The sequence below is a fragment of the Nostocoides sp. genome (genome assembly GCF_037045025.1).
GTDB lineage: Bacteria > Actinomycetota > Actinomycetes > Actinomycetales > Dermatophilaceae > Nostocoides_A.
This window is the reverse complement of record NZ_JBAOHM010000007.1, coordinates 328,843-354,158: the sequence shown is the minus strand read 5'-3', so window position 1 is coordinate 354,158 and position 25,316 is coordinate 328,843. Positions and strand designations below refer to the sequence as shown.

General features: G+C 69.6%; 23 protein-coding genes and 1 tRNA gene. 6 read left to right on the top strand and 18 right to left on the bottom strand.

All coding sequences use genetic code 11. The features are described from left to right. Position 1: 1 nt before the first annotated feature. Genes V9G19_RS06370 through V9G19_RS06355 form a run of 4 tightly spaced genes read right to left on the bottom strand, consistent with a single transcriptional unit; the run spans position 2 to position 2,566 of the window. Entirely contained in the window at positions 2-784 is a 783-nt protein-coding gene (locus tag V9G19_RS06370) for a DUF881 domain-containing protein (protein ID WP_462284643.1), read from the bottom strand. Then, positions 781-1,113, bottom strand: a complete 333-nt coding sequence (locus V9G19_RS06365) for a small basic family protein (protein WP_462284642.1) — start codon at positions 1,111-1,113, stop codon at positions 781-783. The genes V9G19_RS06370 and V9G19_RS06365 overlap by 4 nt, the downstream gene beginning before the upstream one ends. After that, the gene (locus V9G19_RS06360; RefSeq protein ID WP_462284641.1) at positions 1,110-1,967 is read right to left on the bottom strand and encodes a DUF881 domain-containing protein; all 858 of its coding nucleotides are present in this window, start codon (positions 1,965-1,967) and stop codon (positions 1,110-1,112) included. Before V9G19_RS06360 ends, V9G19_RS06365 begins: the two co-directional genes overlap by 4 nt. Further along, positions 1,964-2,566, bottom strand: coding sequence for a CDP-alcohol phosphatidyltransferase family protein (locus V9G19_RS06355; RefSeq protein WP_462284640.1), 603 nt, complete (start codon positions 2,564-2,566; stop codon positions 1,964-1,966). Before V9G19_RS06355 ends, V9G19_RS06360 begins: the two co-directional genes overlap by 4 nt. 45 nt (positions 2,567-2,611) lie before the next feature. Here V9G19_RS06355 and V9G19_RS06350 point away from each other — a divergent pair, with 45 nt between their 5' ends. Beyond that, on the top strand, positions 2,612-3,757 hold the full coding sequence (locus tag V9G19_RS06350) for a MalY/PatB family protein (protein ID WP_462284639.1): 1,146 nt from the start codon (positions 2,612-2,614) through the stop codon (positions 3,755-3,757). A 102-nt stretch (positions 3,758-3,859) separates the two neighbouring features. Here V9G19_RS06350 and V9G19_RS06345 read toward each other — a convergent pair whose 3' ends face one another. Beyond that, positions 3,860-4,903 carry a chymotrypsin family serine protease gene (locus V9G19_RS06345; RefSeq protein ID WP_462284638.1) on the bottom strand — a complete coding sequence of 348 codons (1,044 nt, stop codon included), beginning with the start codon at positions 4,901-4,903 and terminating at the stop codon, positions 3,860-3,862. Positions 4,904-5,032: 129 nt separating this feature from the next. Here V9G19_RS06345 and V9G19_RS06340 point away from each other — a divergent pair, with 129 nt between their 5' ends. Both V9G19_RS06340 and V9G19_RS06335 read left to right on the top strand, forming a co-directional pair. Next, positions 5,033-5,563: a YbhB/YbcL family Raf kinase inhibitor-like protein gene (locus V9G19_RS06340; protein WP_462284637.1), complete on the top strand. Its 531-nt coding sequence runs from the start codon at positions 5,033-5,035 to the stop codon at positions 5,561-5,563. A 287-nt stretch (positions 5,564-5,850) separates the two neighbouring features. Beyond that, positions 5,851-8,187, top strand: coding sequence for an ATP-binding protein (locus V9G19_RS06335; RefSeq protein ID WP_462284636.1), 2,337 nt, complete (start codon positions 5,851-5,853; stop codon positions 8,185-8,187). Positions 8,188-8,335: 148 nt separating this feature from the next. Here the strand turns inward: V9G19_RS06335 and V9G19_RS06330 are convergent. Beyond that, a tRNA-Pro gene (locus V9G19_RS06330) sits at positions 8,336-8,412 on the bottom strand. A gap of 95 nt (positions 8,413-8,507) precedes the next feature. Here V9G19_RS06330 and V9G19_RS06325 point away from each other — a divergent pair. Further along, on the top strand, positions 8,508-9,134 hold the full coding sequence (locus tag V9G19_RS06325) for a hypothetical protein (protein ID WP_462284635.1): 627 nt from the start codon (positions 8,508-8,510) through the stop codon (positions 9,132-9,134). Here the strand turns inward: V9G19_RS06325 and der are convergent. The 11 genes from der to V9G19_RS06270 form a co-directional block, all read right to left on the bottom strand. Then, entirely contained in the window at positions 9,131-10,573 is a 1,443-nt protein-coding gene (der, locus tag V9G19_RS06320) for a ribosome biogenesis GTPase Der (protein ID WP_462284634.1), read from the bottom strand. The genes V9G19_RS06325 and der overlap by 4 nt on opposite strands. Beyond that, positions 10,570-11,274: a (d)CMP kinase gene (gene cmk / locus V9G19_RS06315; RefSeq protein ID WP_462284633.1), complete on the bottom strand. Its 705-nt coding sequence runs from the start codon at positions 11,272-11,274 to the stop codon at positions 10,570-10,572. Before cmk ends, der begins: the two co-directional genes overlap by 4 nt. Positions 11,275-11,343: 69 nt before the next feature. Next, a complete protein-coding gene (locus V9G19_RS06310; protein ID WP_462284632.1) occupies positions 11,344-12,438 on the bottom strand; it encodes a prephenate dehydrogenase in 1,095 nt (364 codons plus the stop codon). A 30-nt stretch (positions 12,439-12,468) separates the two neighbouring features. Next, positions 12,469-13,323: a pseudouridine synthase gene (locus V9G19_RS06305; RefSeq protein WP_462284631.1), complete on the bottom strand. Its 855-nt coding sequence runs from the start codon at positions 13,321-13,323 to the stop codon at positions 12,469-12,471. Further along, a complete protein-coding gene (scpB, locus tag V9G19_RS06300; protein WP_462285034.1) occupies positions 13,320-13,895 on the bottom strand; it encodes an SMC-Scp complex subunit ScpB in 576 nt (191 codons plus the stop codon). The genes V9G19_RS06305 and scpB overlap by 4 nt, the downstream gene beginning before the upstream one ends. Positions 13,896-14,004: 109 nt before the next feature. Then, positions 14,005-14,868, bottom strand: coding sequence for a segregation and condensation protein A (locus V9G19_RS06295; protein ID WP_462284630.1), 864 nt, complete (start codon positions 14,866-14,868; stop codon positions 14,005-14,007). Positions 14,869-14,873: 5 nt separating this feature from the next. Further along, complete coding sequence (locus V9G19_RS06290) at positions 14,874-15,764, bottom strand: ParA family protein (RefSeq protein WP_462284629.1); 891 nt, start codon at positions 15,762-15,764, stop codon at positions 14,874-14,876. Between the two features lie 60 nt (positions 15,765-15,824). After that, positions 15,825-16,766, bottom strand: a complete 942-nt coding sequence (locus V9G19_RS06285; RefSeq protein WP_462284628.1) for a site-specific tyrosine recombinase XerD — start codon at positions 16,764-16,766, stop codon at positions 15,825-15,827. Further along, positions 16,763-17,878 carry an alanine dehydrogenase gene (gene ald / locus V9G19_RS06280; protein WP_462284627.1) on the bottom strand — a complete coding sequence of 372 codons (1,116 nt, stop codon included), beginning with the start codon at positions 17,876-17,878 and terminating at the stop codon, positions 16,763-16,765. Before ald ends, V9G19_RS06285 begins: the two co-directional genes overlap by 4 nt. 395 nt (positions 17,879-18,273) lie before the next feature. Then, complete coding sequence (locus V9G19_RS06275; RefSeq protein ID WP_462284626.1) at positions 18,274-19,893, bottom strand: DUF349 domain-containing protein; 1,620 nt, start codon at positions 19,891-19,893, stop codon at positions 18,274-18,276. Between the two features lie 3 nt (positions 19,894-19,896). Further along, complete coding sequence (locus V9G19_RS06270) at positions 19,897-20,727, bottom strand: peptidylprolyl isomerase (RefSeq protein ID WP_462284625.1); 831 nt, start codon at positions 20,725-20,727, stop codon at positions 19,897-19,899. Between the two features lie 169 nt (positions 20,728-20,896). On the opposite strand from V9G19_RS06270, the gene V9G19_RS06265 reads away from it, so the two are divergent. Continuing rightward, on the top strand, positions 20,897-21,604 hold the full coding sequence (locus tag V9G19_RS06265) for an MBL fold metallo-hydrolase (protein ID WP_462284624.1): 708 nt from the start codon (positions 20,897-20,899) through the stop codon (positions 21,602-21,604). Beyond that, positions 21,601-22,917 carry a histidine--tRNA ligase gene (gene hisS / locus V9G19_RS06260; protein ID WP_462284623.1) on the top strand — a complete coding sequence of 439 codons (1,317 nt, stop codon included), beginning with the start codon at positions 21,601-21,603 and terminating at the stop codon, positions 22,915-22,917. Before V9G19_RS06265 ends, hisS begins: the two co-directional genes overlap by 4 nt. Here hisS and V9G19_RS06255 read toward each other — a convergent pair. Then, the gene (locus V9G19_RS06255) at positions 22,891-25,293 is read right to left on the bottom strand and encodes a RelA/SpoT family protein (protein ID WP_462284622.1); all 2,403 of its coding nucleotides are present in this window, start codon (positions 25,291-25,293) and stop codon (positions 22,891-22,893) included. The genes hisS and V9G19_RS06255 overlap by 27 nt on opposite strands. Positions 25,294-25,316: the final 23 nt, after the last annotated feature.

Below are 25,316 nucleotides of genomic sequence, written 5' to 3'. Positions count from 1 at the left end.
GCTACGTGGTCGGACTCCCCGACGGGGACGCCGGCGCGGCGTGCCGCATGCTGGCACGCGAGGCCAGCGCGGTGATCCGGACGGTCTCGCGCGGGCGCACGTCGGCGGTCCCGCCGAGGCGCTGGACGGACTCGACTACTCCTCCCGGGATCTCCATCGCGGAGGCCAACGTGGCGGAGTCACCGATGGCCCACAAGGAGTAGGGGGCGCTGACCGTCTCCCCCGCCGCCAGCACTCCCCCGTCGGCATCGGTCAAGGCCGTGGACGCAACCACCCGCACCTCGCCCAACTGGATCGCCTCGGCCCCGGCGTCACGCAACTCCTGGACCGCGTCGAGCAGGAGGGTGGACGTGACCTTGTGGCCGGGGTCGGTGATGGTGATCTGGATTCCCGGGCCGATCGCCGGCACGGTGCCCGCGAGAATCCCCAACGCATCGGCCCGTTCACGGGCAGTGTCAAGGGCCGCGGTGCTGTCCGACGCGCTATTGCGCAGGGCATCTCGGGTCCGTTCCAACTCGCGCACCTCGGCGCCGAGTCGTTGCCCATTTTGGGTGACGTCCTCCAAGACCCGCACGAGTTCGTCCTCGCGCAAGGTCTCCAGCGGCTGGGTGCGATTGGCTTGCACCTGGGTGGCGATGGCGAAGCCGAGCAGCGTGGCCAACGCCGTGACGAAGAGATTGGCCCGGGTTAGGCGCGGGCTGGCCATGCGCGCCAGGCGCCGCCAGATAGCGGCCGTGGATGCCGGCGCGGCGCCGCCCAACCGGTCGCGTTCTCGGGGTGTCATGCGTGGAACAGGTGACGCCGGATCGAGGCGACATTGGAAAAGATCCGCACCCCGAGCACGACGATGACACCGGTCGACATCTGGGAGCCGACGCCGAGCTTGTCACCGAGGAAGACGATGAACGCGGCCACCAGGACATTGGACAGGAACGAGACGACGAAGACCTTGTCGTCAAAGATGCCGTCCAGGACGGCGCGCACGCCGCCGAAGACGGCATCGAGGGCGGCGATCACCGCGATCGGCAGATAAGGGAGCAGCCAGATCGGGACGTCCGGCCGGAAGACCACCCCGATGACGATGCCCGCGATCAGGCCAAGCGCGGGGATCATCGGCCGGGCTCCAACGGTTTGGCCAGGCTCGTGGTCAGGCCGCTCGCTGCGGGCAGATCCACGTGATCAGCGATCGTCACATCGGTCACCACCCCGAAATTGTCGCTCAGCGACTTCAGGTATGCCGCGCCGTCGCCCTGTGCGAAGGCCGCCGGCAGCGATTCCGGGTCACCGATGGCCTCGATCGCATAGGGAGGCACCAGGGGCCGGAAGTTGACCAGGATCGCATCCCCCGCGAACCGGATCGCCGAACGCGCCGACAGCCGTTGATCGTCGATCGCGATTGCCTCGGCCCCGGCCGCCCACAGGGCGTTGACGACGATGGCCAGATCGCGCGACAGGACGATGCCTTCCCCGTCCGCCGGTGTGTCCCGGGCGCGGGGGTCGTCATCGAGCGTGACGACCAGCCCCGGACCGGTCACCGCCACCGTGCCAGCGGCCAACCGCAGCTGCTCGACGCGGGCCGCTACCCCCCCGAAGCGCCCCTGCTCCAAGGCCGCGCTCTCCAGCCCGGCGATCTCTCCCTCGGTGGCGGCGATGTGCGCGGCGCGGTCGTCAGCCTCGACGCGCCGGCTCTCGATGCGCTCGATCAGGTTCGCGCGCACCACGGCTGAATCGGAGGCACCCGAGCGCAGCGCCATCGCGCCCACCGACAAGACGAGCCCCACGAGCAGCGCCGCCGCGAATGCTCCGGGGGTGCGGACCGAGACCGACGCTGGCTGGCCGCTACGTCGGCGCCGCTGCGCAGCCGCGGCATATCCGGGATCGAGGGGGCGCTCCTGCATGGAGGTGAGCAAGGTCATCGACTCATCGAGCCGGCGGGCAGGCGGCCCGCTGGCCGAAGCGCGAGTCATGTGCGGGGGCGCACCGCGGCCCGGAAGCGGCGCAACTGCACGACATACATCAGTCCGGCAACCCAATAGAGGCTGACACCCCACCAGGCGAAGCCCCAGCCGATCGGCCGGGCCCAGCTGGCGAGGGTGCCGCTCCCCTCGGCGAGGAGCAAGCAGGGGAAGGCGTAGAGGAGGTTGAACGTGGCCGCCTTGCCGACGAAGTTGACCGGCAGCTCACGCAGGCCGTCGCGGCGGCTGATCAGGAGCAGAATTGTCAGCAGCGCTTCGCGGGCGACGATGACGCCGACGAGCCACCACGGGATGATCTCGCGCCAGCCCAGTCCGAGGAGGGTGGCGAAAATGTAGAGCCGGTCGGCGATCGGGTCGAGGACCTCGCCGAGTTTGGACATCATCCCGAATGTCCGGGCGATTTTGCCGTCCAGGTAGTCGGTGATCCCGGACAGCATGAGGATGACGAGCGCGAGCGTGTCGTGCCGGCTCAGGATCGCCCAGAGGAAGACCGGGACGCCGACCAGGCGCACCATCGAAAGGATGTTGGGGATCGTCCAGACGCGATCGGACGGGGCCGCAGCTGCGCCTGAACTCCCTGCCGCCTGCACGGACGAAGCCTAAACGTTCGTGCGGGGTCGACTACATTCGCCCCCATGCCCGAGCCCATCTTTGGTTTGCCCCTCGAGCAGTTGCGCGAGCGGGTGAGCGCCAAATGGCGTCTTTATCCCGACGACATCATCCCGGCGTGGGTGGCCGAGATGGACTGCACGATCGCCGAGCCCGTCCAGGACGCGATTCGCCGCATGCTCGAACTCGGCGACACCGGCTATCCCCTCAAGGATCGCTACGTCGAGGCGTTCGCGGCGTTCGCCGACCGGCACTGGGACTGGGCCGTCGAGCCGGACCGGGCCGTGCTCTCGCCGGACGTCATGATGGGCATCCTCGTCGTGTTGCTCCAGGTGACCGATCCCGGCGATGTCGTCGTGATCAACGATCCGGTATATCCGCCCTTCGAGCATTTCCCGGCGCTGATCGGCCGACAGGTGCGGCGGGCGGCCATGACCGAGAGCGGTCGCCTCGATCTGGCCGGGCTGGAGGAGGCGTTCGCGGGTGCGGCTGCAGGCGGGCGGCGCGCGGCATACCTGCTGTGCAATCCGCACAACCCGACGGGTGTGGTGCACACGGAAGCCGAGTTGAGCGAGGTCGCCCGGCTCGCCGACCAGCACGGCGTCAGCGTGATCTCCGATGAGATCCACGGCCCGTTGGTGTATGCCGAGGCGCGGTTCACGCCGTATCTGAGCCTTCCCGGGATCGAGCGGGGCTTTGCCGTTCACTCGGCGGCCAAGACGTTCTCGCTCGCGGCGCTCAAGGCCGGGGTGGTCGTGGCCGCGCCCGGGGACACGGGCGCCTTTGCCGGGATGGCTCACGGCCCGAACGCCAGCCTGTCTGGGGTCTATGCGCACGCGGCGGCGTGGAACCACGGCGACGCCTGGCTGGTGCAGTTGCTCACCGAACTCGATGCCAACCGGCGGCTGGTCGTAGACCGGCTGGCCGCGCAGCTGCCGGGCGTCGCTGTCCGGATGCCGGAGGCGACCTATCTGATGTGGCTGGACTGCCGGGCCCTGGGCCTCGGGGAGGATCCGGCCACCTTCTTCCGCGACCGGGCCAAGGTCGCGCTGAACTCGGGGCCTAGCTTCGGGCCGGCGGGCGAGGGTCACGCCCGGCTGAATATCGCGACCTCACCGGAGATCTTGGCCGAGATTATCGACCGGATTGCCGTAGCTTCAACGTTCAGGTGACGGTAATGCATGGGATGACCGATCGAGTGAACGCGACCGCCGTGACCGTCCTGGGCGGACTGCGGCGCTTCGCGCTCACTCGATGGTTCGGCCGCGGACTCGTCAGCTGGTAGCGATCGTCACGCCCCAGTAGGCGGCCACCTTGCCCCACTTCTCCGCAAAGGTTGTCGTGCGGTTGCCGGCGATGACGTGCCCGCGAATCCACACGTTGGAGCTGTCCTTGACGTAGTACGGGGCTCCGGAGTCGCCCGCCTTGGCCATTGTGCCGCCCTTCAACGCGACGACGGGATACTTGCAGCCGGTGTTGGTGCACACCTGGGCGTTGACATTGGCGGCCCGGTGGCCGCAGCGCTCGCCGGTGGCCCGGCCGCTGTGGCAGTAGTTGGCGTAGCCCTGCACGGCATCGCCCGCGCCGACGACGGGCAGGCTGCTGGCGCTCCAGACCCCGCCGGTGAAGATCCGGTAGGAGTAGGACGCCCCATAGATCGCGCCCATGTCGCGCGGACCGCCGCCGTTGTTAGGCAGTACCCGGGCGACCATCGTGCCGTACGCATTGGCGCCGGACTCGGTGGTGACCGCCGCATTGACGGGGAAGCAGTGCCCGGCGGTGACCATGTACCTGAACCCGGCGGAGTCGATGATCGTATATCCGGAGGAGCACAGGCCGCCGCCGTAACGGATGCCGCCGCCGCCATAGAACGGCGCGACATCGTCGCGTCGGCTGTACAGATCATCGGTGCCGGTCGATGTGGTCGTGATCCGCGCCCCGGCCGCGGCGCGCTGCCCACTGAGGTCGGTCAGCTTGGCGACCAGGGCGGCGGGTGCGTCGGACTCGACGACGACCTTGCCCGTGCTGACATCGAGGTAGCTGGCGAAGGAGTACGTCGTGCCGTGCTTGGCGACATACGCGGCGATCCGCTTGCGGACCAGGGTCTCGGCGGCGCGGCCGTTCGCCGGGGTCGAGACCCGCGCTCCCGCGGCGGCCTCGGTGGCGAGGATGGACCGGTCGACGCTGGTCGGGGGTGCAGGAACCGGCTTGGACCCCTGACTCGCGGCACCGGCCGGCACGCTGCTGGCAGCGATTGCGCCCAACGCGCCGACGGTGGTGACGGCGCTCAACAGGGTTCGCTTGCTGATCGTGGACATTGGTCTTTCCCTCCGGGTGTCGGTGCTCGCTCGTGCTGCGGCGCACTGACGATCAAGAGCGGCTGCTGACCTACCTGATACCTGTCCGGTTACATTTTTCTCCCGGCCGGCCGGCGCTAGGTTGGAGCCATGAGCCTCGAACGTACTCAGTCGCCCGATCCCTACCCGCTCCTTCCCCATGTGCCGTCCTTCGTCGTCACCAGCTCCGACGTCACCGATGGCCAGCCACTCAAGGACGATCAGGTCGCCGCCCACGGCAACAGGTCGCCGCAACTGTCCTGGTCGGGCGCCCCGGAGGGCACCAAGAGCTTCACCGTCACCTGCTTCGACCCGGACGCCCCGACGCCCTGTGGCTTCTGGCACTGGATCCTCGTGGACGTGCCCGCCGACGTGACCAGCCTCGACGCAGGCGCGGGTGCCGCGGGCGCGGCGCTGCCCGGATCAGCGTTCATGTGCAAGCACGACATGGGGGAGCACGCGTTCATGGGCGCCGCGCCCCCTTCAGGGGACGCCTTCCCGCACCGCTACTACTTCGTCGTGCACGCGGTGACCGAGGAGTCTTTGGGTGTCGATGAGAACGCCAGCGGCGCCGTCGTGTCGTTCAACCTCGCCTTCAAGACCGCTGGCCGGGCAATTGTGCACGGCACCTACGCCTGTTGAGTGCCTAACCGCCCCAGAAGTAGCTGCGGTGGCGCGTGCCGCGAGCCCCGCGTGTTGTTTGCGCGACTGGTGTGTAACGCATGTCTGCCCCTCACCATGCTCATGTCTGGCGTCCTCGTCCCACCTGGACGGCCGTTACGCTAGGCAGCCCGTGTGCCGGGACGATGCCCCATCCGTGCAGCGGCGAAGACTGTCCGGGTGCTGTCCGGGTGCTGTGCCCGACCGCGGGGGCTCGCTAACCTGGGCCGATGACGACAACCGCCACGTCCTGAGGGCGGGATCCGGTCATGGCCCTGGGCGAGGAGCTGCGCCGGCTGCGGCGTAGCCGTGGGCTGACCCAAGCCGACCTGGCCGAGTTGTCCGGCATGAGTGTCGAGGGCGTCTCCTTGCTGGAGCGGGGCCGCCGCACCCCGCGGATCTCGACCCTGGTCCTCCTCGCCGAGGCCATGGAACTCGACGAGAGCGAGCGGTCGTCGTGGCTGCGGGTGCCCGACGCCGGAGGTAGCGCCCCGCCGCCGGTGCCGACGTGGGTCGGGGACCTGGTCGGGCGGGACGGCGATGTCGCCGCAGTCAGCGAGTTGCTGGATACCGGCAGCCGCCTCGTCACGCTCACCGGGCCGGGCGGGGTCGGCAAGACCCGGTGCGCCGCGGCCGTGGCCGAGCGGGCCAGCGCCGGCCGGCCCGATGGCGTGGTGTGGATCCGGATGGCGACCCTGCGCGATCCGCAGGCCTGGTGGGACGGGATCGCCGAGGCGTTCGGGGTCCGCTGCGGAGGAAGCGTGGAGTCGTTGGCCGCGAACGTCGCCGGGCGGGAGATGCTCGTCGTCTGCGACAACGCCGAGCACGTGCTGGACCGCTGCCGGCACCTCGTTGTGGCCCTGGTGTCCCGGACACCGGGGCTGCAATTCCTCGTCACCTCCAGGCGGCGGTTGCGGATCCCCGGCGAACGCAGTCACGCCCTCCTTCCGCTTGCTGTGGCGTGCAGGCCGCAGACCGAGCAGGACTTGCGGGCTGCGCCTGCGACCGAGCTGTTCTTGCGCGTGGCCGACCGCCCGCCGGGCCGGTCGATGAGCCTGGCGGATGTCGATGCGGTCCACCGGATTTGCGCACAGGTGGACGGGCTGCCACTGGCCATCGAGGTGGTGGCCAGACGCACCGACATCATGGGCCTGCCCGAGCTGGCCGCCGCCGTCTCCACCAGCTTGGCCGACGATCGCTTCGTCCGCCTCGCCGAGCCCGACGACCTGACGAGCACGCTCGCCGAGGGCGTCGTCGGTTGGAGCCGGGAGGTGTTGCGGCCGGATGAGCGCGACATCGTGTCCCGGCTGTCGGTCTTTGCTGCCGCGTTCAGTCAGGCGGACGCCCAACAGCTGTTGGGGATATCAGCCGCCGACACGGCTGCCGGGCTCTCGACCCTGGTCGCCACCTCGTTGCTGGTCCGGGCCCCGGATCTGGATGGTCAAGCCATGTTCCGGATGCTCTCGGTCGTGCGCGCCGTCGCGGCGCGGGAACTGGCCGGGCGCGGCGAGACGGATCTGGTGCGGCGGCGGCATACCGAGCTGGTCGCTGCGAAGCTGGCCGGCGCCGACCCGCAGTTGGCCGGTGAATCGGCCGATGCCATCTTGCGGGCGCTGGACGCGAGCGCTGAGGATGTGGATGCGGCGATGGCGTGGGCTGCCCTCAACGATCCGCTGCTGGCGTTGCGCGTCGCGGGTTCGGTATGGCGATGGTGTTACCTTCGCGGCCGCTACGCCCAGGGGCGGGCGTGGGCGCGAGAGGCCCTCGCGGCGGCTGCCGGGCTGAACGAGGACGATCGGCTTCACCAGCTGCGGGCGCGAGCCCTCGGTGTGTCCGGGGGGTTGGCCTTTCTCGAATGCGACTACGAGAACGCCTACCCGGCGGTCGACGCCGCGCGCGCGCTCTTCCACGCCGGCGGTGAACGCTCGGCCGAGGCGTGGGCGCTGGGCCGGCTGGGAGCCATCTGCCGGGAACGCGCCCAGTATGTCGCGGCCCGCGCATGGCATCGCCAGGCGCTGGCGATCCTGGAGGATCTGGCCGAGGAGCCCACGCCCGACAACCCGGCCGCGCTCAGCCTGGCCGAGCAGTTGAACGCGCTCGTCCTCGTCGAGTGGCTAGCCGGTGATATCGACAGCGCCGTGACGGAGGCGGGACGCGCTCAGCGCGCAGCCGCCCGCCTGCCCGAGGGCGAGGTCACCGTGTGGGCGGCTATGAACCGCGGTGTCATCGCCCGCCTGCAGGGCCGGCTCGGCGAGGCCGACGCCCTGCTGCGCCGGGCCCAGGACATCAGCGAGCGCCACGACTTCCCCGAAGGCATCGCCTGGAGCCTCAACCAGCGCGGCGTCATCGCCAGGCTGCGCGGGGATGAGCAGCGGGCCCGCCGGATGCAGCAGGCCGCGCTCATCGAGCACCGCCGCCTCGGGGACCGGTGGCGCCAGGCCAGTTCTGCCGAGGAACTCGCCCTGCTCGCCGCGCTCGCCGGGGACGTGGATGAGGCCGCCGACCGACTGGCCGAAGCCACCGGCTTGCGTGAGCAGATCGGGGCGCCCGTGCCCACGGCCGAACAGGACGTGCTCGACCGAACGCTGGAACTTCTCGGCGCATAAGCCCACAGCTATCGCCTGATATGCACGAGGCGAGGGAACCATCGGTACTGCTTTCCCCGTAGTCCCGAAAATCTGATTACCGGTCCTTGTGGAGGAAGAATTCAGCAGGCAGGAGAACTCGCCCAGCGGTCAAAGCCGCTGAACTACGTGGTCGGGCTGACAGGATTTGAACCTGCGACCCCTTGACCCCCAGTCAAGTGCGCTACCAAGCTGCGCCACAGCCCGTGGCAATGCCCCCCACGCAGCGGGAGGCGGTCGTCACCTTACCCCACGGCGTGCCCGCGCCTCGAATCGGTTCCGTGCGGCGCGATGATGTGCGCATGGCGGGCGAGCAGGCAGCGAAGGAGGGTGAGTACCGGCGGCGCCTGCTCGCGACAGGAGCGGCATACGGTCTCGGGCATCACCTTGGTGTGCTGCCGCCTGGAGACGCGCGCTGGCGCGGGAGCAGCTGGGTGGACTGGGCCGATCTGCTTCTCCCGTATGCCGTGCTCGGGCTCGCCGCTGGCACGCTGCTCGCGGCGGGCGTGGGTCGGCGGACCTGGATCGGGTTTGGGGTGGCCGGCCTCCTCTACACCCAGGGTCACGGGATCCACTTGGCCGCCAACTCGATCGGCAACGCCCAGCCGAGCGCAGCCGCGTTCTTGTGGGACGAGCTGGCCGGCCACGCGATCTGGTATGCCGGCGCGGCCATGGTCGTGGCCACGCTTGCCGCGACCATGGCCGAGCGGGCGGCGACCCGGAATCCCGCGGCGATCGCCGTCGCGATCGCGGTCGGCGCGACCTGGGCGACCAATGCGCTCGGCGGGCACTTCCTCATCCCCGGAACGGTCCTCTCGGGAGCGGCGGCTGGTTACGGCGCGGCGCAGCGGCATACCCTCGCGTGGCTGGTCGGGCTCGCGGGCCTGAGCGCGCTCGTGGTGCTCGGCGGCGCGGTGCTCGGCGGCTAGCGGCGACGCTTCTCGCGCACCCGGACCGAGATCTCGATCGGCGTGCCGTCAAACCCGAACTGCTCGCGCAGTTTGCGCTCCAGGAAGCGGCGATAGCCGGCCTCGAGGAAGCCGGAGGCAAAGATGACGAACCGCGGCGGGCGGGTGCCCGCCTGGGTCGCGAACAGGATCCGCGGCTGCTTCCCGCCGCGAACCGGGTGTGGTTGGGCCGCAACAACCTCGCCGAGGAAGGCGTTCAGGCGCGCGGTCGGCACCCGTTGATCCCAGGAGCCGAGCGCCGTCTCCAGCGCCGCAACCAGTTTGTCCGTATGCCGCCCGGTCCGGGCCGAGATGTTCGCTCGCGGCGCCCAGGTGACCTGGACCAGTTCGCGCTCGATCTCCTTCTCCAAGTAGTAGCGCCGCTCCTCATCGAGCAGATCCCACTTGTTGTAGGCGATGACCAGTGCCCGGCCGGCGTCGATGACCTGCTGGACCACGCGGATGTCCTGTTCGCTGATCGGCTCGCTGACGTCGATGAGGACGATCGCGACCTCGGCCTTTTCCAGCGCCGTCTGGGTGCGCAGCGAGGCATAGAAGTCGGCGCCACGGCTTTGGTGCACCCGTCGGCGGATCCCCGCGGTGTCGACGAACCGCCAGGTCTGGCCGCCGAGCTCGATCAGCTCGTCGACCGGGTCCCTGGTCGTCCCGGCGACCGCATCGACGACCACCCGGTCCGTGCCGGCCAGCTTGTTGAGCAGCGAGGACTTGCCGACATTGGGCCGCCCGATCAGCGCGACGCGGCGGGGGCCGCTGCGTGGATACGCCTCGGCGACCGCGGAGGTTTCGGGCAGCACCTCGAGGATGGCATCGAGCAGGTCACCTGATCCGCGGCCGTGCAGCGCGGAGACGGGGTGCGGCTGGCCGAGCCCGAGGTTCCACAACGTCATCGCGTCGGCCTCGGTCCGTTCGTCGTCGACCTTGTTGGCGACCAACAGGACCGGCTTGCCGGCCCGACGCAGCATCCGCACAACCGCCTCGTCGTCATCGGTCGCGCCGACGGTCGCGTCGACGACAAAGAGGACGGCGTCGGCCAGCTCGACGGCGACCTCGGCCTGCTCGGCGACCCGCAGGTGGATGCCGGTCGCATCCAGGACCCAGCCGCCGGTGTCGACGATCGTGAACCGGCGACCGGACCACTCGGCGGCATAGGCCACTCGGTCGCGGGTGACGCCGGGGACGTCCTCGACGACCGCCTCCCGGCGGCGCAGGATCCGGTTGACGAGCGTGGACTTGCCGACATTGGGCCGACCGATGATGGCGAGCACCGGGAGCGGCCCGTCCTGGTCCTCCTCCCCCCCGTGGACGAGGTGACCGTCGACGAGCGCCTGGTCCTCGGGCGTCAGCTCGAAGTCGGCCAGCCCGGCGCGCAGGGCAGTCGTCAGGTCGCTCTCGGTGCTCACCGTGGGTCCTCCACGTTGTGCTGCCGTGCCTCGACCACGGCGATCACCGCGGCCACGCTCTGCGCGAAGCTCAAGGCGGAGGTGTCGAGCGTGACCACACCATCGGCGGCAACCTGGAATTCGGACACGGTGGCATCGTCCCTGTCCCGGCGCACGATCTCGTCGTGGGTAGCGGCGACCGTATCATCGTCGGCGCGCCCGTGCAGTTCGGTGCTGCGCCTGGCCAGGCGCGCGGCCTCGCTGGCCGTGAGCAGCACGCGCACGTCGGCGTCCGGGGCGACGACCGTGGTGATGTCGCGGCCCTCGGCGACCACCCCACCCCAGTCCTCGCCGATTGCCTCGATGAGCGCCCGCTGCTGGCCTTGCAGGATCGCGCGGACGTCGAGGTTGGTCGCCACCGCCGACACCACCGCCGAGACCGCGCTGCTGCGGATCACCTCGGACACATCCTCGCCGTCCAGCTCGACACTCGCGTCGTTGGGGTCGGCCCCGAGGGCAAGCGGCAGGTCGTCGGCCGCGGCGGCGACCGCCGCCTGGTCGCCGAGATCAATGCCCTGGCGCTGACACCAGACAGTGACGGCGCGGTACATGGCGCCCGTGTCGAGGTAGCCGATGCCGAAGTGCCGGGCGATCGCCTTGGACACGCTGGATTTGCCCGAGCCGGACGGCCCGTCGATCGCGATGACGAGGGGCCGGCTCATGGGCGCTCAGCCTAGTTGGTGGCCCGGGGCACGCAGGCCTTGGCCGTCGCGAGGTGACTGTGGGGTGACTCAGGCATGCAGCCGCCAGCCCTTGCGGGTCAGCTCGGTCCGCAGCTCGGCTTCGACACCGGGCAGCACAGACAGCTCGAGCAACCCGAACTGGGCCCCCAGGCTGTGCTCGAGAACGAGTTCTTCGAGGTTGATCCCGGCGTCAGCGACATCCTGGAATAGCCGCCCGAGCTGCCCCGGGCGGTCGGAAATCAAGACCACAACCTTGGCGTATGCCGTCGGTGCCGCCCCATGCTTGCCCGGGATCCGGGCGTGCCCGGCATTGCCGGCCTGGATCGCCCCGGCCAGCGCCGCCCGTGCCCCCGGGGCCACGACCGCTCCGGTCGGCTCCGGCCCGAGGGCCTCCAATGCCGTGATGAGGCCGCTGAGGTCCGTGGCGATTGCGCGGAGCACTCGGGCGACCGCCGGGGCGTTCCCGGCGAGGATCTGGGTCCACAGCTGCGGGTCGCTCGCGGCGATCCGAGTGACATCGCGCACCCCCTGCCCGGCCAGGGCCACGGCCGTGTCGGGTAGGTCGGCCAGCCGCGCCGCGACCAAGCTAGCCGCGATCTGCGGCACGTGCGAGACGGCGGCAACGGCTTCGTCGTGCTCGCCCGGATCGAGCAGCGTCACGACCGATCCGACCGCCTCGGCCATCCCCTTGACCAGTGCCACCGCGTCCGGCTCGGTGTCCGCCACGGCGGCGACCACCCACGGGCGGCCCTCGAACAGGTCCCCGCGCGCCGAGATCGCCCCGGACCGCTCGCGGCCGGCCATGGGGTGGCCCCCGACATACCGGCCGAGGCCGGGTGCGCCTGCGGCGGCGAGCTCCGCCCGGACGACGCCCTTGACTGAGGCGACATCGGTCACCGTTGCCTCCGGGTGCCGCGCCAACGCCGCCGCCACGACCGCCGCCGTCACATCGGGCGGGGTGGCCACGACGACGATGTCGGCGGCCAGTCCGTCGGCGACCTCCCCGCCGCTCAGGTCAGCGGCTAGGGCCGCGGTCGTCGGTGAGGCGTCGGCGAGGGTCACCTCGACGGTGTGCTGAGTCAAGGCGATGGCGAGCGAGGTGCCTATCAGCCCGGTGCCGATGATGTGCACGCGCTCGGGCACGCGCCCAGTGAGCGGCGCTCGACGCGGCATCTACAGGCCCGCTTCGGCATACAGGCTGGTGATCTCGCGCGAGGTCAGCGGCCGGAACTTGCCGGGTTTGGTGTCACCGAGGCGGACCGGGCCGACCTGGGTGCGCGCGAGCGCACGCACGGGATGGCCAACGGCCTCCAGCAGCCGCCGAACGATGTGTTTGCGGCCCTCGTGCAGCACGATCTCGACGATTGCCTTGCCCGGCAGGGCATCGACCAGCCGGAAGGAGTCGACGGTGACCAGTCCGTCCTCCAACTCGACTCCCTCCTTGAGCCGCTTGCCGAGGTCACGCGGGATCGGCCCGTCGACTTGGGCCACATACGTTTTGCGGATGCCGTATGCCGGGTGTTGCAGCCGGTGGGCCAGCTCGCCGTCGTTGGTGAGCAGCAGCAGGCCCTCGGTGTCGACATCGAGGCGGCCGACGTGGAAGAGCCGCTCCCGGCGGCGCGCGACATAATCGCCGATGTTGGGGCGGCCGAGGTCGTCGCTCATCGTTGTTACGACGCCGACTGGCTTGTTGAACGCGAGGTATACCCGCTCGGGATCGGTTTGGACGCGTTCGCCGTCAACGTGCACGACCGCGGTTGGTGAGACCCGCACGCCGAGTTCGGTGACGAGGTGGCCGTCGACCTCGACCCGGGCGTCGGCGATCAGCTGCTCGCATTTGCGGCGAGAGCCGACGCCCGCGGCGGCGAGCAGCTTCTGCAGCCGGATGCCGTCGGGCACGTGCACGTCGACGTGCTCCTCCGGCGAGCGCTTTGGGGGGCGGGTGGGCTGGCTGGGCTTGGTCTTGCCGGTGCGCCGCGGCTTGGACGCGCCGCCCTTGCCTCCGGAACGCTTGTGGGGCGGGGTCATTCGGAGCCTCTTTCGGCAAGTTCGTTGATGATGTCCACATCGGGCAGATAGGGCGCAAGGGCGGGCAGCTCACCGAGGTCGCTGAGGCCGAGACGCTCGAGGAAGTAGCCGGTCGTGCCGTAGAGCACGGCGCCGCTCTCGGGGTCGGTGCCGGTCTCCTCGATCAGGCCACGGGTCAGCAGGGTGCGCACCACGCCGTCGACGTTGACCCCACGGACCGCGCTGACCCGGCCGCGCGAGATCGGCTGGCGATAGGCGATGACGGCGAGCGTCTCCAGCGACGCCTGGGTGAGCTTGGCCTGGGCACCGTCGAGCAGGAACTTCTCCACAGCGCCGACATACTCCGGGCGGGAATAGATCCGCCAGCCGCCGGCGAGCTTGCGCAGCGCAAACCCGCGCCCCTCGTAGTCGGCCTGCAACGCCGCGAGCGCCTCGATCACGACGGGGACGGGCACCGCCAAGGCGCTGGCCAAGGCGACCTCCTCGACCGGGCTGTCGACGACCATGAGGATCGCCTCGATCGCTGCGCTGATCCCTGTCGCGCCATCCCCCTCCGCGCCGTCCTCCCTCAATCCGCTGAGGTCGTCATTTTTCGTCGAGGTCGGTGGTTTTGTAGTCAGACCTCGGCCAAAAGTGACGACCTCGGCGGGGTTGTTGACGGGATTGTTGACGGGGTTGTTGTCAGTTGTCACCGCGCGCCTCCTGGTCGAATTCGGCGCTCACCGCGACCGCGCCCAGGCTCGGGCCGATCCAGCGGATCGTCAACTCGCCCAACGCCTGCGGCTGCTCGAAAGCGACGGCCGCCTCCCGATACAGCTCGAGCAGGGCGAGGAAGCGGGCCACGATCACCAGCGTCGTGTCGGCATCGGCAACCAGTTCCCGGAAGGAGACCGCGCCCTCGTCCCTCAGCCGGTCCGCGATCAGAGCGGCCTGCTCCTGGACGCTGACCGCCGGGGCGTGCAGGTGCTCGACACCCACGCTCGGCGGCGCCTTCGGGGTGAGCGCCCGGGCCGCGATCATCGCTAGCTGCTGCGGAGTGACACCCATGACCAGCTCAGGCAACAGGTCGGCAAAGCGGGGCTCCGGGCCGGCCTGGCGGGGCACGAAGGCGGCGCTGCGCAGCATCCGGTCGTCAAAGAGCGCGGCGACTTGCTTGAACGCGCGATACTGCAACAGCCGGGCAAACAACAAATCCCGGGCCTCGATCAGCGCGAGATCGTCGTCGTCCTCCGGGTCGAGCTGAGGCAGCAGGCGGGCAGCCTTCAGGTCGAGCAAGGTCGCGGCGATGAGGAGGAACTCGCTGGCCTGGGACAGATCCCAGTCCCCCGCATTCCGGCGCTGGCGGATGTGGCCGATGAACTCGTCGGTCACCTGCGCCAACGCGATCTCGGTGATGTCCAGCTTGTGCTTGGCGATCAGGCCGAGCAGCAGGTCGAACGGTCCCTCGAAGTTGTCCAGATGCACGTGGAAGGCGACCTGAGGAGCGCGGCGGGTGATCACCCCGCCGGGGACCGTCACCTGCGCGGTGATGGTGTCGGCGTCCATGGCGGCTAGGGGGCCCCGCCCCGGGCGATCAGCTCGCGAGCCAGCTGCCGGTATGCCGCCGCCCCCTGGTGCGCCGAGGCGTACGTCGTGATCGGCTCGGCGGCCAAGGTTGCGTCCGGGAACTTCACCGTCCGCGAGATCACCGTATGGAAGACCCGGTCACCGAAGTGCCCGACCACGCTTTCGACGACCTCCCGAGCGTGCAGGGTGCGCCCGTCATACATGGTCGCGAGGATCCCGTCGACCTGCAGGCGCGGATTGAGCCGGTCGGTGACCTTCTCGATCGTCTCAACGAGCAGGGCGACCCCGCGCATCGCGAAGTATTCGGTCTCCAGCGGGATGATCACCCCGTGCGCCGCGGTGAGCGCATTGACGGTGAGCAGCCCGAGGGACGGTTGGCAGTCGATGAGCACGACGTCGTAGCGGTCGAGCACCGGTCGCAGGATCCGCGCGAGCACCTGCTCGCGGGCGACCTCGCCGACCAGTTGCACTTCGGCGGCCGACAAGTCGATATTGGCCGGCACGAGATCCAGGCCCGAGACCCGGGTGGGGCGGATCATCTCGTTGATGTCGTGTCCACGCTCGATGAGCAGGTTGTAGACCGTCACATCGAGTTCGTTGGCGTTGATGCCGAGCCCGACCGACAGGGCGCCCTGCGGATCGAAGTCGACGAGCAGCACGGTGCGGCCGTATTCGGCGAGCGCGGCGCCGAGGTTGATCGTCGTCGTGGTCTTGCCGACGCCACCCTTCTGGTTGCACATGGCGATCACCCGGGCCGGACCGTGCTCGCTCAGCGGCGCCGGCTCGGGGAAGGCGGGCAACGGCCGACCGGTCGGGCCATACTGCCCCAACGCTGCTTCCTCGGTGCCGAGCAAATGCACGTCGGCGCGGTCCACGGTGCTCTTGCCTCCAGGGGTCAGTGCTGGTCAGCCTCCCGCTGATCGAACCCGACCTTATCAGCGTGCCCGTGGGTGACTGCCGGCATACACCTCCCGCAGCTGGGTGATGCTCACCTTGGTATAGATCTGGGTGGTCGTCACGGAGGCGTGCCCGAGCAGTTCCTGGACGATCCGCACGTCCGCGCCCCCCTCCAGCAGGTGGGTGGCAAAGGAGTGCCGCAGGGTATGCGGGCTCACCCTCCCCCCCAGATCGGCTCGTTCGGCCGCCACCCGCAGGATGCCCCAGGCGCCCTGCCGGGTCAGCCGCCCGCCGCGCTGGTTGAGGAAGAGCGCCGGCGTGCCCCGTCCGCGGGTGGCCAGGCCCGAGCGGGCGCGCACCAGGTAGGCGGTGACGGCGGCGGCGGCATACGACCCGATCGGGACGATCCGCTCCTTGGCGCCCTTTCCGCGCAGCCGCACCACCGCCTCGGGCAGGTCAAGGTCGTCGACGTCCAGGCCGGTCGCCTCCGAGATGCGAGCACCAACTCCATAGAGCACCTCCACCAAGGCGCGGTCCCGCAACGCCGCCGGCGTATCCCCCAGCGACGCGGCCTCCAGCAGACGCGTGACCTCCTCGAGCGTGATCGCCTTGGGGAGACGAACCGGCCCGGCCGGGGGTCGCACTCCGGCGGCCGGATCGTCGGGCAGCGCGTCGTCAAGGGTGAGGAAGCGGTGGAAGGTCCGCACGGCAACCAGCGTGCGCGCCGCCGAGGAAGCGGCGAGCGGCTGGTGCTCGGCATCCCCGGCGCGCAGCGCGGCGAGGAAGGCGGTCACGTCGGCCTCGGTGACCGCGGCGAGATCGTCGATCCCGCGGGCCCGCAGGAAGGCGAGATAGCGCCGCCCGTCACGTCGATAAGCCGCGAGCGTATGCCGCGACAGCCCCCGCTCGACGTCAAGCTGGGTCAGCCACCCCGCCAGCGCCCGGCCGAGGCCATCGGGCCGGGCGCCGGCGGTGCTCACGCCAGGGCGGTCGCTAGCTGGGTGCAGGGCAGGCCGAAGGCCTCGGCGACACCCGGGCAGGTGACCTCACCGGCGTGGGTGTTGAGCCCGAGCGCCAGTGCCGCGTCGGCCCGCAGGGCCTCCTGCCAACCGCGGTCGGCGAGGCGAACGGCATACGGCAACGTGGCGTTGGTCAGGCCCCACGTGGACGTATTGGGCACCGCCCCGGGCATGTTGGCGACGCAGTAGTAGACCGACTCGTGCACCGGGAAGGTCGGGTCGGCGTGGGTCGTCGGCCGGCTGCCCTCGAAGCAACCGCCCTGGTCGATCGCGACGTCCACGAGCACGGAGCCGGGCTTCATCGCCGCGACCATCGCGTCGGTGACCAGCTTGGGGGCTTTGGCTCCGGGGATGAGCACGGTGCCGATGACCATGTCGGCCGCGAGGACTTCCTTCTCGACCGACAAGGCGTTGGAGGCGATTTGCCGCACCCGGTTGTCGTAGCGCCAAAAGCTCATCCGCAGCTTGTCGAGGTCGGTGTCGAGAAGGGTCACCTCGGCGCCCATGCCGAGCGCGATATTGGCGGCGTTCTGGCCGGCGACGCCGGCGCCGAGGACGACGACCTTGGCGTTGGCGACGCCGCCGACACAGCCCATCAGCACCCCTCGGCCGCCCTGCGGCTTCATCATCGCGTGGGCCCCGACCTGTGGCGCCAGGCACCCGGCGACCTCCGACATCGGATAGAGCAGCGGCAGCAGGCCCGAGGGCAGCTGGACGGTCTCGTAGGCGATCGAGGTGACCTTCTTGGCCATCAGCTCCTCGGTGAGCGGCTGGTCGGCCGCGAGATGGAGGTAGGTGAACAGGATCAGGTCGGGCCGCAGCCGGTGGTATTCCTCGGCGACCGGCTCCTTGACCTTGAGCACCATCTCGGCCTCGCCCCACACATCGTCGGCCGAGTCGAGGATGCGGGCTCCTTGCGCGGCGAACTCCTCGTCGGTGAACGACGAGCCCGCCCCGGCGTCCTTTTCGATCAGCACCTCGTGCCCGTGCCGCACGAGTTCGTTGACCCCCACCGGCGTGATGCCGACCCGATACTCGTGGTTCTTGACCTCTTTGGGGACGCCAACCTTCACGGGGACTCCTCGCTCCTTCGCGATCGGATCGTGACGCCCGCTCGGGGGTCACCCTGCCCGGTGATGGGCCGGTCCTCGGCAGTCTATTGCGGCCCGGGCCCCCTTCCCCGATCGTGATCCTTTCCCTCAGCGAGGAACCTCTGCTAACCGAGGTTACTGGCTGAGCAATAGGCTGCTGCCTAGGGGGAGGATGACCAACGTGCGCTGAGCCGCGGACTGCGGCGGCCGGCGCCGTCCGGGGGATCGTTCCGAACCGGCCGAGCCAACCCCGAAACCGCGTGTGGCGTGCGAGCGGCGCGTCTAAGGGTCTGTTTATGGTCGGGGTCCCCGAAACGTATCGGAGCGACTGGGTCCCACGCTCTGCGTGGGCAGGAGCGGAGAGCTTTGTGGTGTTTCTAGCCGCTGAACTCCGCCAGCCCGCCGCGGGCCTGCTCCAGCCACGAGCGTTGCGCCGCCAGCTTGGCGGTCAGGTCGGCGACCTGTTTGGTGTTGCCAGCGCTCTCGGCCGCCGCGAGCTGCTTCTCCAGCTTCTCGACCGAAGCCTCCAACTGCGTAGCCAGCGAGTGGGCCCGCGAGGCGACCTCGGGGTTGGTGCGGCGCCACTTCTTCTCCTCGGCGTCCCGGATCGCGCCTTCGATCCGGCGCAGGCCCTTCTCGGTCCGGTCGATGTCGGCGCGTGGCACCTTGCCGGCGTGCTCCCATTTGTCCTGGATCGTGCGCAGGGCGGCCTTGGCGGCATCGAGGTTGGTGATCGGCAGGAGTCGCTCGGCCTCGGCGAGCAGCCCAAGTTTGACCTCGAGGTTGGCCCGGAACTCCGCGTCCTCGGCGGCCACGACGGCATCCTTGGCGGCAAAGAAGCTGTCCTGGGCGGCCTTGAACCGCTCCCACAGCGCGTCATCTTCGCTGCGGGACGCGCGCCCGGCCTGGCGCCACTGATCCATCAGCCGCTTGAAGGCACCGGCGGTGGCCGCCCAGTCCTTGCTGGCCGCCAACGCCTCGGCCTCTTTGACCAACCGCTCCTTGGCTGCCCGGGCACTCGAGCGGGTCGCCTCGAGGTCGGCGAAGTGGGCACGGCGGGCCTTGTCGAAGGAGTTGCGGGCACGGCTGAATCGCTGCCACAACGCCGCCTCGGCCTCCTTATCGAGACGCACCCGCCCGCGTTGCTGGTCCTTCCACTGATCCAGCAGCGCGCGCATCGCCTCTCCGGAGGACTTCCACTGCACTCGCTCCGGGGGTTGCGCCGCGATCCGCTCGGCCTCGACGACCAGTGCCTCGCGGACGGTCATCGCCTCGGCCTTGGCCTGCTGCCGGGCCTGGGTCTCGGCCTCCCGTTTCGCGGCGACCTCAGTCTCGATCGAGGTCAGCAACGCATCGAGCGCGGCGAGGTCACCGACGACATTCGCTCCGGCGGCGTGCTCGCGCACCGCCTTCAGGCCGTCGGCCAGATCCTTGCTGGCCACCTCGGGGACGACCGCGCGCTGGTGCAGCAAGTCCGCCGTGGCGAACAGCTCGTCGTACTTGCGCGCGAAGTATTGCAGCGCCTCGTCGGCGGTGGCGCCCGGATAGGAGCCGACCGCTCGCTCGCCCTCTGCCCCGGTGACATAGACGGTGCCGTCCTCGCCGACACGCCCGAAGCGGGCCGAGTCCGACCGCGGAAGTGCCGGCGCCGCGGGGGTCGCCGCCGGCTTGGGCCGCGCGGCGAACATCGCCGGGCTCGGCATCGGCACGGCGTGAGAAGCTGGCTGCTCGGCCACCGGCTCGGGTGCGGCAGGTTCAACCACCTCGGCCACCTCAGCCACTGGCTCAGGTTCGACACCCTCGGGCTCGCTCACCTCGGCGACGGCCTCCATGTCCCCCGCCACCGGCTTCGGCTCCGGCTCGACGGGCTCCGAATTCGCCAACCTCTCCTCGGGCGCGGCCACCGACGATTGGTCAACGGCGAATTCGGCGTCGGCAGCGGGCGCGGTGGGCTGCGGGTCGGCGTCCGCAGCCGGTGGGGTGGGCGTGTCGCTCACTGGTCAGTCCTTCGTCTCCGTGGTGATCGACAGGGTACTGATCGGGAAGATCGGCGAGCCATCCACTTCCCCACCGACCACCCCGCCCGCGGCGATCTCGTCCACGATATCGAGCCCCGACGTGACGGTGCCAAAGACCGTGTAGCCGCCCGCGTCGTCAGCGGGGATCGTCGAGTCTTGGTAGACGATGAAGTACTGGCCGCCGTTGCCCTCCGCATTGTTGCCCGGCCGCGCCATCGCGAGGACGCCGCGCTTGTAGAGATCGTCCTTGGGGGTGTTCTCCAGCCCGAAGCTGTAGCCTGGCGTGCCCTGGGAGGTGCCGGTCGGATCGCCGCACTGCAGGACGAAGATCCCCTTCGTGGTCAACCGGTGGCACGGGGCGTTCTGCCAGTAGCCGTTGCGGCTGAGCTGCAAGAAGGACGCCACTGCCTGCGGCGCTTTAGCACCGTCCAGGTCGATGACGATGTCGCCGCAGTTGGTGGTGATCCGCGCCCGGATGGTCTTGCCGGTCACCGCCTTGATGTCCCCTGCGGAGGGCTTGCTCAGCTGGGCGGTGTTGCCCGGCACTCCCGGCGGGGCGTGGCAGCCGGCGGCCAGGGCACCCGCGCTCGGCTCCACCGACGCACTCGTCGTGCTCGAGGACTGCCCGGCCGTGCTCGTGCCCCCGCCGACGCTCTTGGCGATGACGATGAACAGCGCGACCATGCCGATGATCACGGCGGTCACGATCGCGGCCTGCCGGGTCCGCTTGGCCTCGGCGGCCTTCTTTGCCTCGCGGACCTGCTGGCGCTCGTAGCGCCGCTTGGCGCGGGCGCGTTCCTGCTCCTTTGTCACGGCCGTCAGTCTGTCACGGCACCCGAGGCCGAACTCGCCAGTAGGGATTGCGCCGAGGTCTGGTGTTTTCGCCGAGGTCTGATGATCGGTAGTACGACCTCGGCAAGAAAACCAGACCTCGGGGGAATGGGGGCCAGCCGCCCTGATCTCGGCTCGATAGGGTCAGCTCGTGTTCGTGCTCTCCTTCCCGGCCATGGCGTTCGCGACGAACTGCTTTGTGATCGCGAGGGCCCTGGGAGAGGAGTGCCTCGTCGTCGACCCCGGGATCGGGGTCGTCGACACCTTGCGGCAGGTGTTCGACGAGCATCGGCTGCGGCCGGCCGCCGTGATCCTCACCCACGGTCACCTCGATCACGTCTACTCCGTCACTCCCGTATGCCGCTCCGGCGGCGCCGCCTTCCTCCCCGCCTATATCCACGACGACGACCGCTACCGGTTGACCAATCCGGTATCGACCCTCGGTCCCGATCTGCGCGAGATGTTCGAGCAGGAGTTCGGCCCGGCGCACAAATGGCAAGAGCCCGAGGACATTCGCACCCTCACCGACGGCCAGCAGCTCACCATCGCGGGTATCGACCTCGGCGTGCTGCTCGCTCCCGGCCACACCGAGGGCTCGGTGATGTTCGGCATCGACGCCGTTCCTGACGGGGTGCCCGACGAGCTGGACCGCACGATGATCACCGGTGACGTCGTCTTCGCCGGCTCCATCGGGCGCACCGACCTGCCCGGCGGCGACGACCGGGCGATGCAGCGTTCGCTACGCGATGTCGTTCTGCCGCTGCCCGATTCCACCCTCCTACTGACCGGCCACGGCCCGGCGACGACGATGAAAAGGGAGCGCGCCGTCAATCCCTTCCTGCGAGGATTGGCCGGGTGAGCAAGATCGCGCCCATCTCGGGCTTCCCGGAGTATTCGCCTGCCCAGCGCATTGTCGAGCAGCGCTTCCTCGACGTCATCCGGGAGACCTTCGAGCTGCACGGGTTCTGCTCGATCGAGACCCGGGCGATCGAGCCGGTCGAGCGGCTGCGCGCGCAAGGCGAGGACGCCGACAAGGAGATCTACGGCATCTCCCGGCTGGCCGCCTACGCCGAGGAGGTCCGTTGGGGCCTGCACTTCGACCTGACCGTCCCGTTTGCGCGCTACGTCCTGGAGAACGCCGGCACCCTCGATTTCCCGTTCCGCCGCTATCAGATCCAAAAGGCGTGGCGCGGCGAACGGCCGCAGGAGGGCCGCTATCGGGAGTTCACCCAGGCCGATATCGATGTGGTCGACGTCGGGATGCTGGCGCCGCACTTCGAAGCCGAGATTCCGTTGGTCGTCGCCGACGTCTTCGCGAAATTCCCGATCGGCGACTTCGTCATCCAGGTCAACAACCGCAAGCTCGCCAACGGCTTCTTCGCCGGGCTCGGCATTGCTGACATCGCGGGCACGCTGCGCATCATCGACAAACTCGACAAGATCGGCCCCGACGCCGTCCGCGACCTGCTGATCGAAGGTGGTGCCTCGGCGGCCCAGGCTCAGGCCTGCCTGCGGCTGGCCGAGATCCGCACTCCCGACCTTGCTTTCATCGAGCAGGTCCGCGCCCTCGGCGTCGAGCACCCGCTGCTCGACGAGGGCATCGACGCGCTCGCCCAGGTCATCGAGATCGCCGCGCACAACGCCCCCGGCAAGGTTGTCGCCGCCCTTAAGATCGCCCGCGGTCTGGACTACTACACCGGCACCGTCTACGAGACCCAGATCGTCGGCCAGGAATCCTGGGGCGCGGTCTGCTCCGGTGGCCGCTATGACGCCCTCGCCTCCGATGGCAAGACGACCTATCCCGGGGTCGGGATCTCGATCGGCGTCAGCCGCATCCTCGGGCTGCTCTTCGGGCTCGACCGGCTGACCGCCTCGCGCGCGACGCCGAGCGCCGTCCTCGTCGCGGTCAACGACGAGGCCGACCGGCCGCGATCGACCGCGATCGCGACCGCCCTGCGGGCACGCGGCATACCGTGCGAAGTGGCGCCCAAGGCAGACAAATTCGGCAAGCAGATTCGGTATGCCGATCGGCGGGGCATCCCGTTCGTCTGGTTCCCGCACGCCGACGGCGATCAGGTCAAGGACATTCGCAGCGGCGATCAGACTCCCGTCGACGCCGCCGAGTGGAGCCCGCCGGACGACGACCTACGCGCCGCTATCGTGCTCAGGTGAGTCGGGCGCACCCTGTTCTGGGCTGGCGTGGGCGTCAGCCTCGGCCGGGGTCTCGTCGGGGCCGCTCGTGACGCCCGGTGCGCTGGAGCCACGCACCACGTCGAAGACGCCGTTGACGCCGCGGACGGCGCTGATGACGTGCTCCAGGTGGGCCGGGTCGCCCATCTCGAACATGAACGTCGAGACCGCAAACCGCTGCTTGGTCGTCGTCACATTGGCGCCGAGAATGTTGACGCCATTGTCGGCGAGCACCCGGGTGATGTCCGAGAGCAGCCCCTCGCGGTCGAGGGCGGCGACCTGGATCTGGACGAGGAAGAGCGCGCCCGCACCTGGGTCCCACTCGACGTCGATGATCCGCTCGGGGTGGCTGCGCAGCGACTGGGCATTGGTGCAGTCGACCCGGTGCACCGAGACGCCGGCGCTACGAGTGACGAACCCCATGATCTCGTCCCCGGGCACCGGGGTGCAGCAGCGGGCGAGCTTGATGTAGACCTCGCCGGTCATGCCGCGAACGATGACGCCCGGCTCGCCGCTGCGGCGCCGTATCGGCCGGTCGACATGGACCGACTCGGCGAGGTCCTCCTTGGCTCCTTCCTCGCCGCCGAAGGAGGAGACCAACCGGGCGACCACGCTCTGGGCGGAGACATGGCCCTCGCCGACGGCGGCATACAGGGCCTCGATGTCGGTGTAGCGCAGCTCCTTGGCGATCGCGGTGACGTGCTGGGCGGTCATCATCCGCTGCAGCGGCAGGTGCTGCTTGCGCATCGCCTTGGCGATCGCCTCCTTGCCGACCTCGACCTTCTCCTCGCGGCGCGACTTGGAGAACCACTGCCGGATCTTGTTGCGGGCCCGCGGGGAGCGCACGATGCCGAGCCAGTCCCGGGACGGGCCGGCGCCCTCGGCCTTGGAGGTCAGCACGTCAACGACGTCACCGTTCTCGAGGGTCGACTCCAGGCCGACCAGGCGCCCGTTGACGCGGGCGCCGACGCAGCGGTGGCCGACCTCGGTGTGTACGGCATACGCAAAGTCGATCGGGCAGGACCCGGCCGGCAGCACGATGACATCGCCCTTGGGGGTGAAGACATAGACCTCCCGGGCGTTCATCTCATAACGCAGCGACTCCAAGAACTCGCTCGGGTCCTCGGTCTCGCGCTGCCAGTCGAGCAGCTGGCGCAGCCAGGCCATGTCGGTGATCGGCCCGGTGTCGCTCTCGCGCACCATGGCCCGGCCGCCAACGCCGTCGGTGCGGTCCTCCTTGTATTTCCAGTGCGCCGCAACGCCATATTCGGCGCGGCGGTGCATCGCGTTGGTGCGGATTTGGATCTCGACCGGGCGCCCGGACGGCCCGATGACCGTGGTATGCAAGGACTGGTACATGTTGAATTTCGGCATCGCGATGTAGTCCTTGAACCGCCCGCCGATCGGCTTCCACCGGGCGTGCAGCGCACCGAGCGCGGCATAACAGTCGCGGGTGGTCTCGACCAGCACCCGAACGCCGACCAGGTCGTAGATGTCGTCAAAGGTCCGGTGCCCGACGACCATCTTCTGGTAAATGCTGTAGTAATGCTTGGGCCGGCCGGTCACCGTGGCCTTGATCTTGGCCTCGGCGAGATCGGCGCGGACCTGGTTTTGGACCACGCCGAGATAGTCGGCGCGCTCCCCCGCCCGCTCGCTGACCTGGCGGCGGATCTCCTCGTAGACCTTGGGATACAAGGTGCGGAAGGACAGGTCCTCCAGCTCCCACTTGATCGTGTTCATCCCGAGCCGGTGGGCCAGCGGCGCGAAAATGTCCAGGGTTTCGGTGGCCTTGCGCTGAGCGGACTCGCGCGACATGTGGTCCCAGGTGCGCGCATTGTGCAGCCGGTCGGCGAGTTTGATGACCAGCACGCGGATGTCGCCGGCCATCGCCACGATCATCTTGCGCACGGTCTGGGCGGCGGCCATCTCGCCGAACTTCACCTTGTCGAGCTTGGTCACCCCGTCGACCATGTGCGCGACCTCGGCGCCGAACTCCTCCTCGATCCGCGCCAGCGGGTAGCCGGTGTCCTCGACGACATCGTGCAGGAGCGCCGCGGCGAGCGTGACCGGGGTCATGCCGAGTTCGGCGAGGATCATCGCCACGGCCAGGGGGTGGGTGATGTAAGGGTCGCCGGAGCGGCGGGTCTGCCCGGAGTGGGCCTCGGCCGCGACGACATACGCGCGCTGGATGATGCTCGTCTCGGCCTTGGGATGGGTATGCCGCACCAGCGACATCAGCGGTTCGAGGACCGGGTCATAGGTCAACCGCGGTCGGCTGATCCACTCCAATCGGGCAAAAGCTCGCCCTCGGGCGCTCGGCACCGAGGCTGCGGTCGCCCCAACCGAGTCCTCGCTCATAACCGAAGGGTAGTCGCTTCGGT

Excerpts from the sequence above, each read along its gene's own strand:
- V9G19_RS06370 (WP_462284643.1), bottom strand. The coding sequence starts at position 784 with ATGACACCCCGAGAACGCGACCGGTTGGGCGGCGCCGCGCCGGCATCC.
- V9G19_RS06365 (WP_462284642.1), bottom strand. The coding sequence starts at position 1,113 with ATGATCCCCGCGCTTGGCCTGATCGCGGGCATCGTCATCGGGGTGGTC.
- V9G19_RS06360 (WP_462284641.1), bottom strand. The coding sequence starts at position 1,967 with ATGACTCGCGCTTCGGCCAGCGGGCCGCCTGCCCGCCGGCTCGATGAG.
- V9G19_RS06350 (WP_462284639.1), top strand. The coding sequence starts at position 2,612 with ATGCCCGAGCCCATCTTTGGTTTGCCCCTCGAGCAGTTGCGCGAGCGG.
- V9G19_RS06345 (WP_462284638.1), bottom strand. The coding sequence starts at position 4,903 with ATGTCCACGATCAGCAAGCGAACCCTGTTGAGCGCCGTCACCACCGTC.
- V9G19_RS06340 (WP_462284637.1), top strand. The coding sequence starts at position 5,033 with ATGAGCCTCGAACGTACTCAGTCGCCCGATCCCTACCCGCTCCTTCCC.
- V9G19_RS06335 (WP_462284636.1), top strand. The coding sequence starts at position 5,851 with ATGGCCCTGGGCGAGGAGCTGCGCCGGCTGCGGCGTAGCCGTGGGCTG.
- V9G19_RS06325 (WP_462284635.1), top strand. The coding sequence starts at position 8,508 with ATGGCGGGCGAGCAGGCAGCGAAGGAGGGTGAGTACCGGCGGCGCCTG.
- cmk (WP_462284633.1), bottom strand. The coding sequence starts at position 11,274 with ATGAGCCGGCCCCTCGTCATCGCGATCGACGGGCCGTCCGGCTCGGGC.
- V9G19_RS06305 (WP_462284631.1), bottom strand. The coding sequence starts at position 13,323 with ATGACCCCGCCCCACAAGCGTTCCGGAGGCAAGGGCGGCGCGTCCAAG.
- V9G19_RS06295 (WP_462284630.1), bottom strand. The coding sequence starts at position 14,868 with ATGGACGCCGACACCATCACCGCGCAGGTGACGGTCCCCGGCGGGGTG.
- V9G19_RS06255 (WP_462284622.1), bottom strand. The coding sequence starts at position 25,293 with ATGAGCGAGGACTCGGTTGGGGCGACCGCAGCCTCGGTGCCGAGCGCC.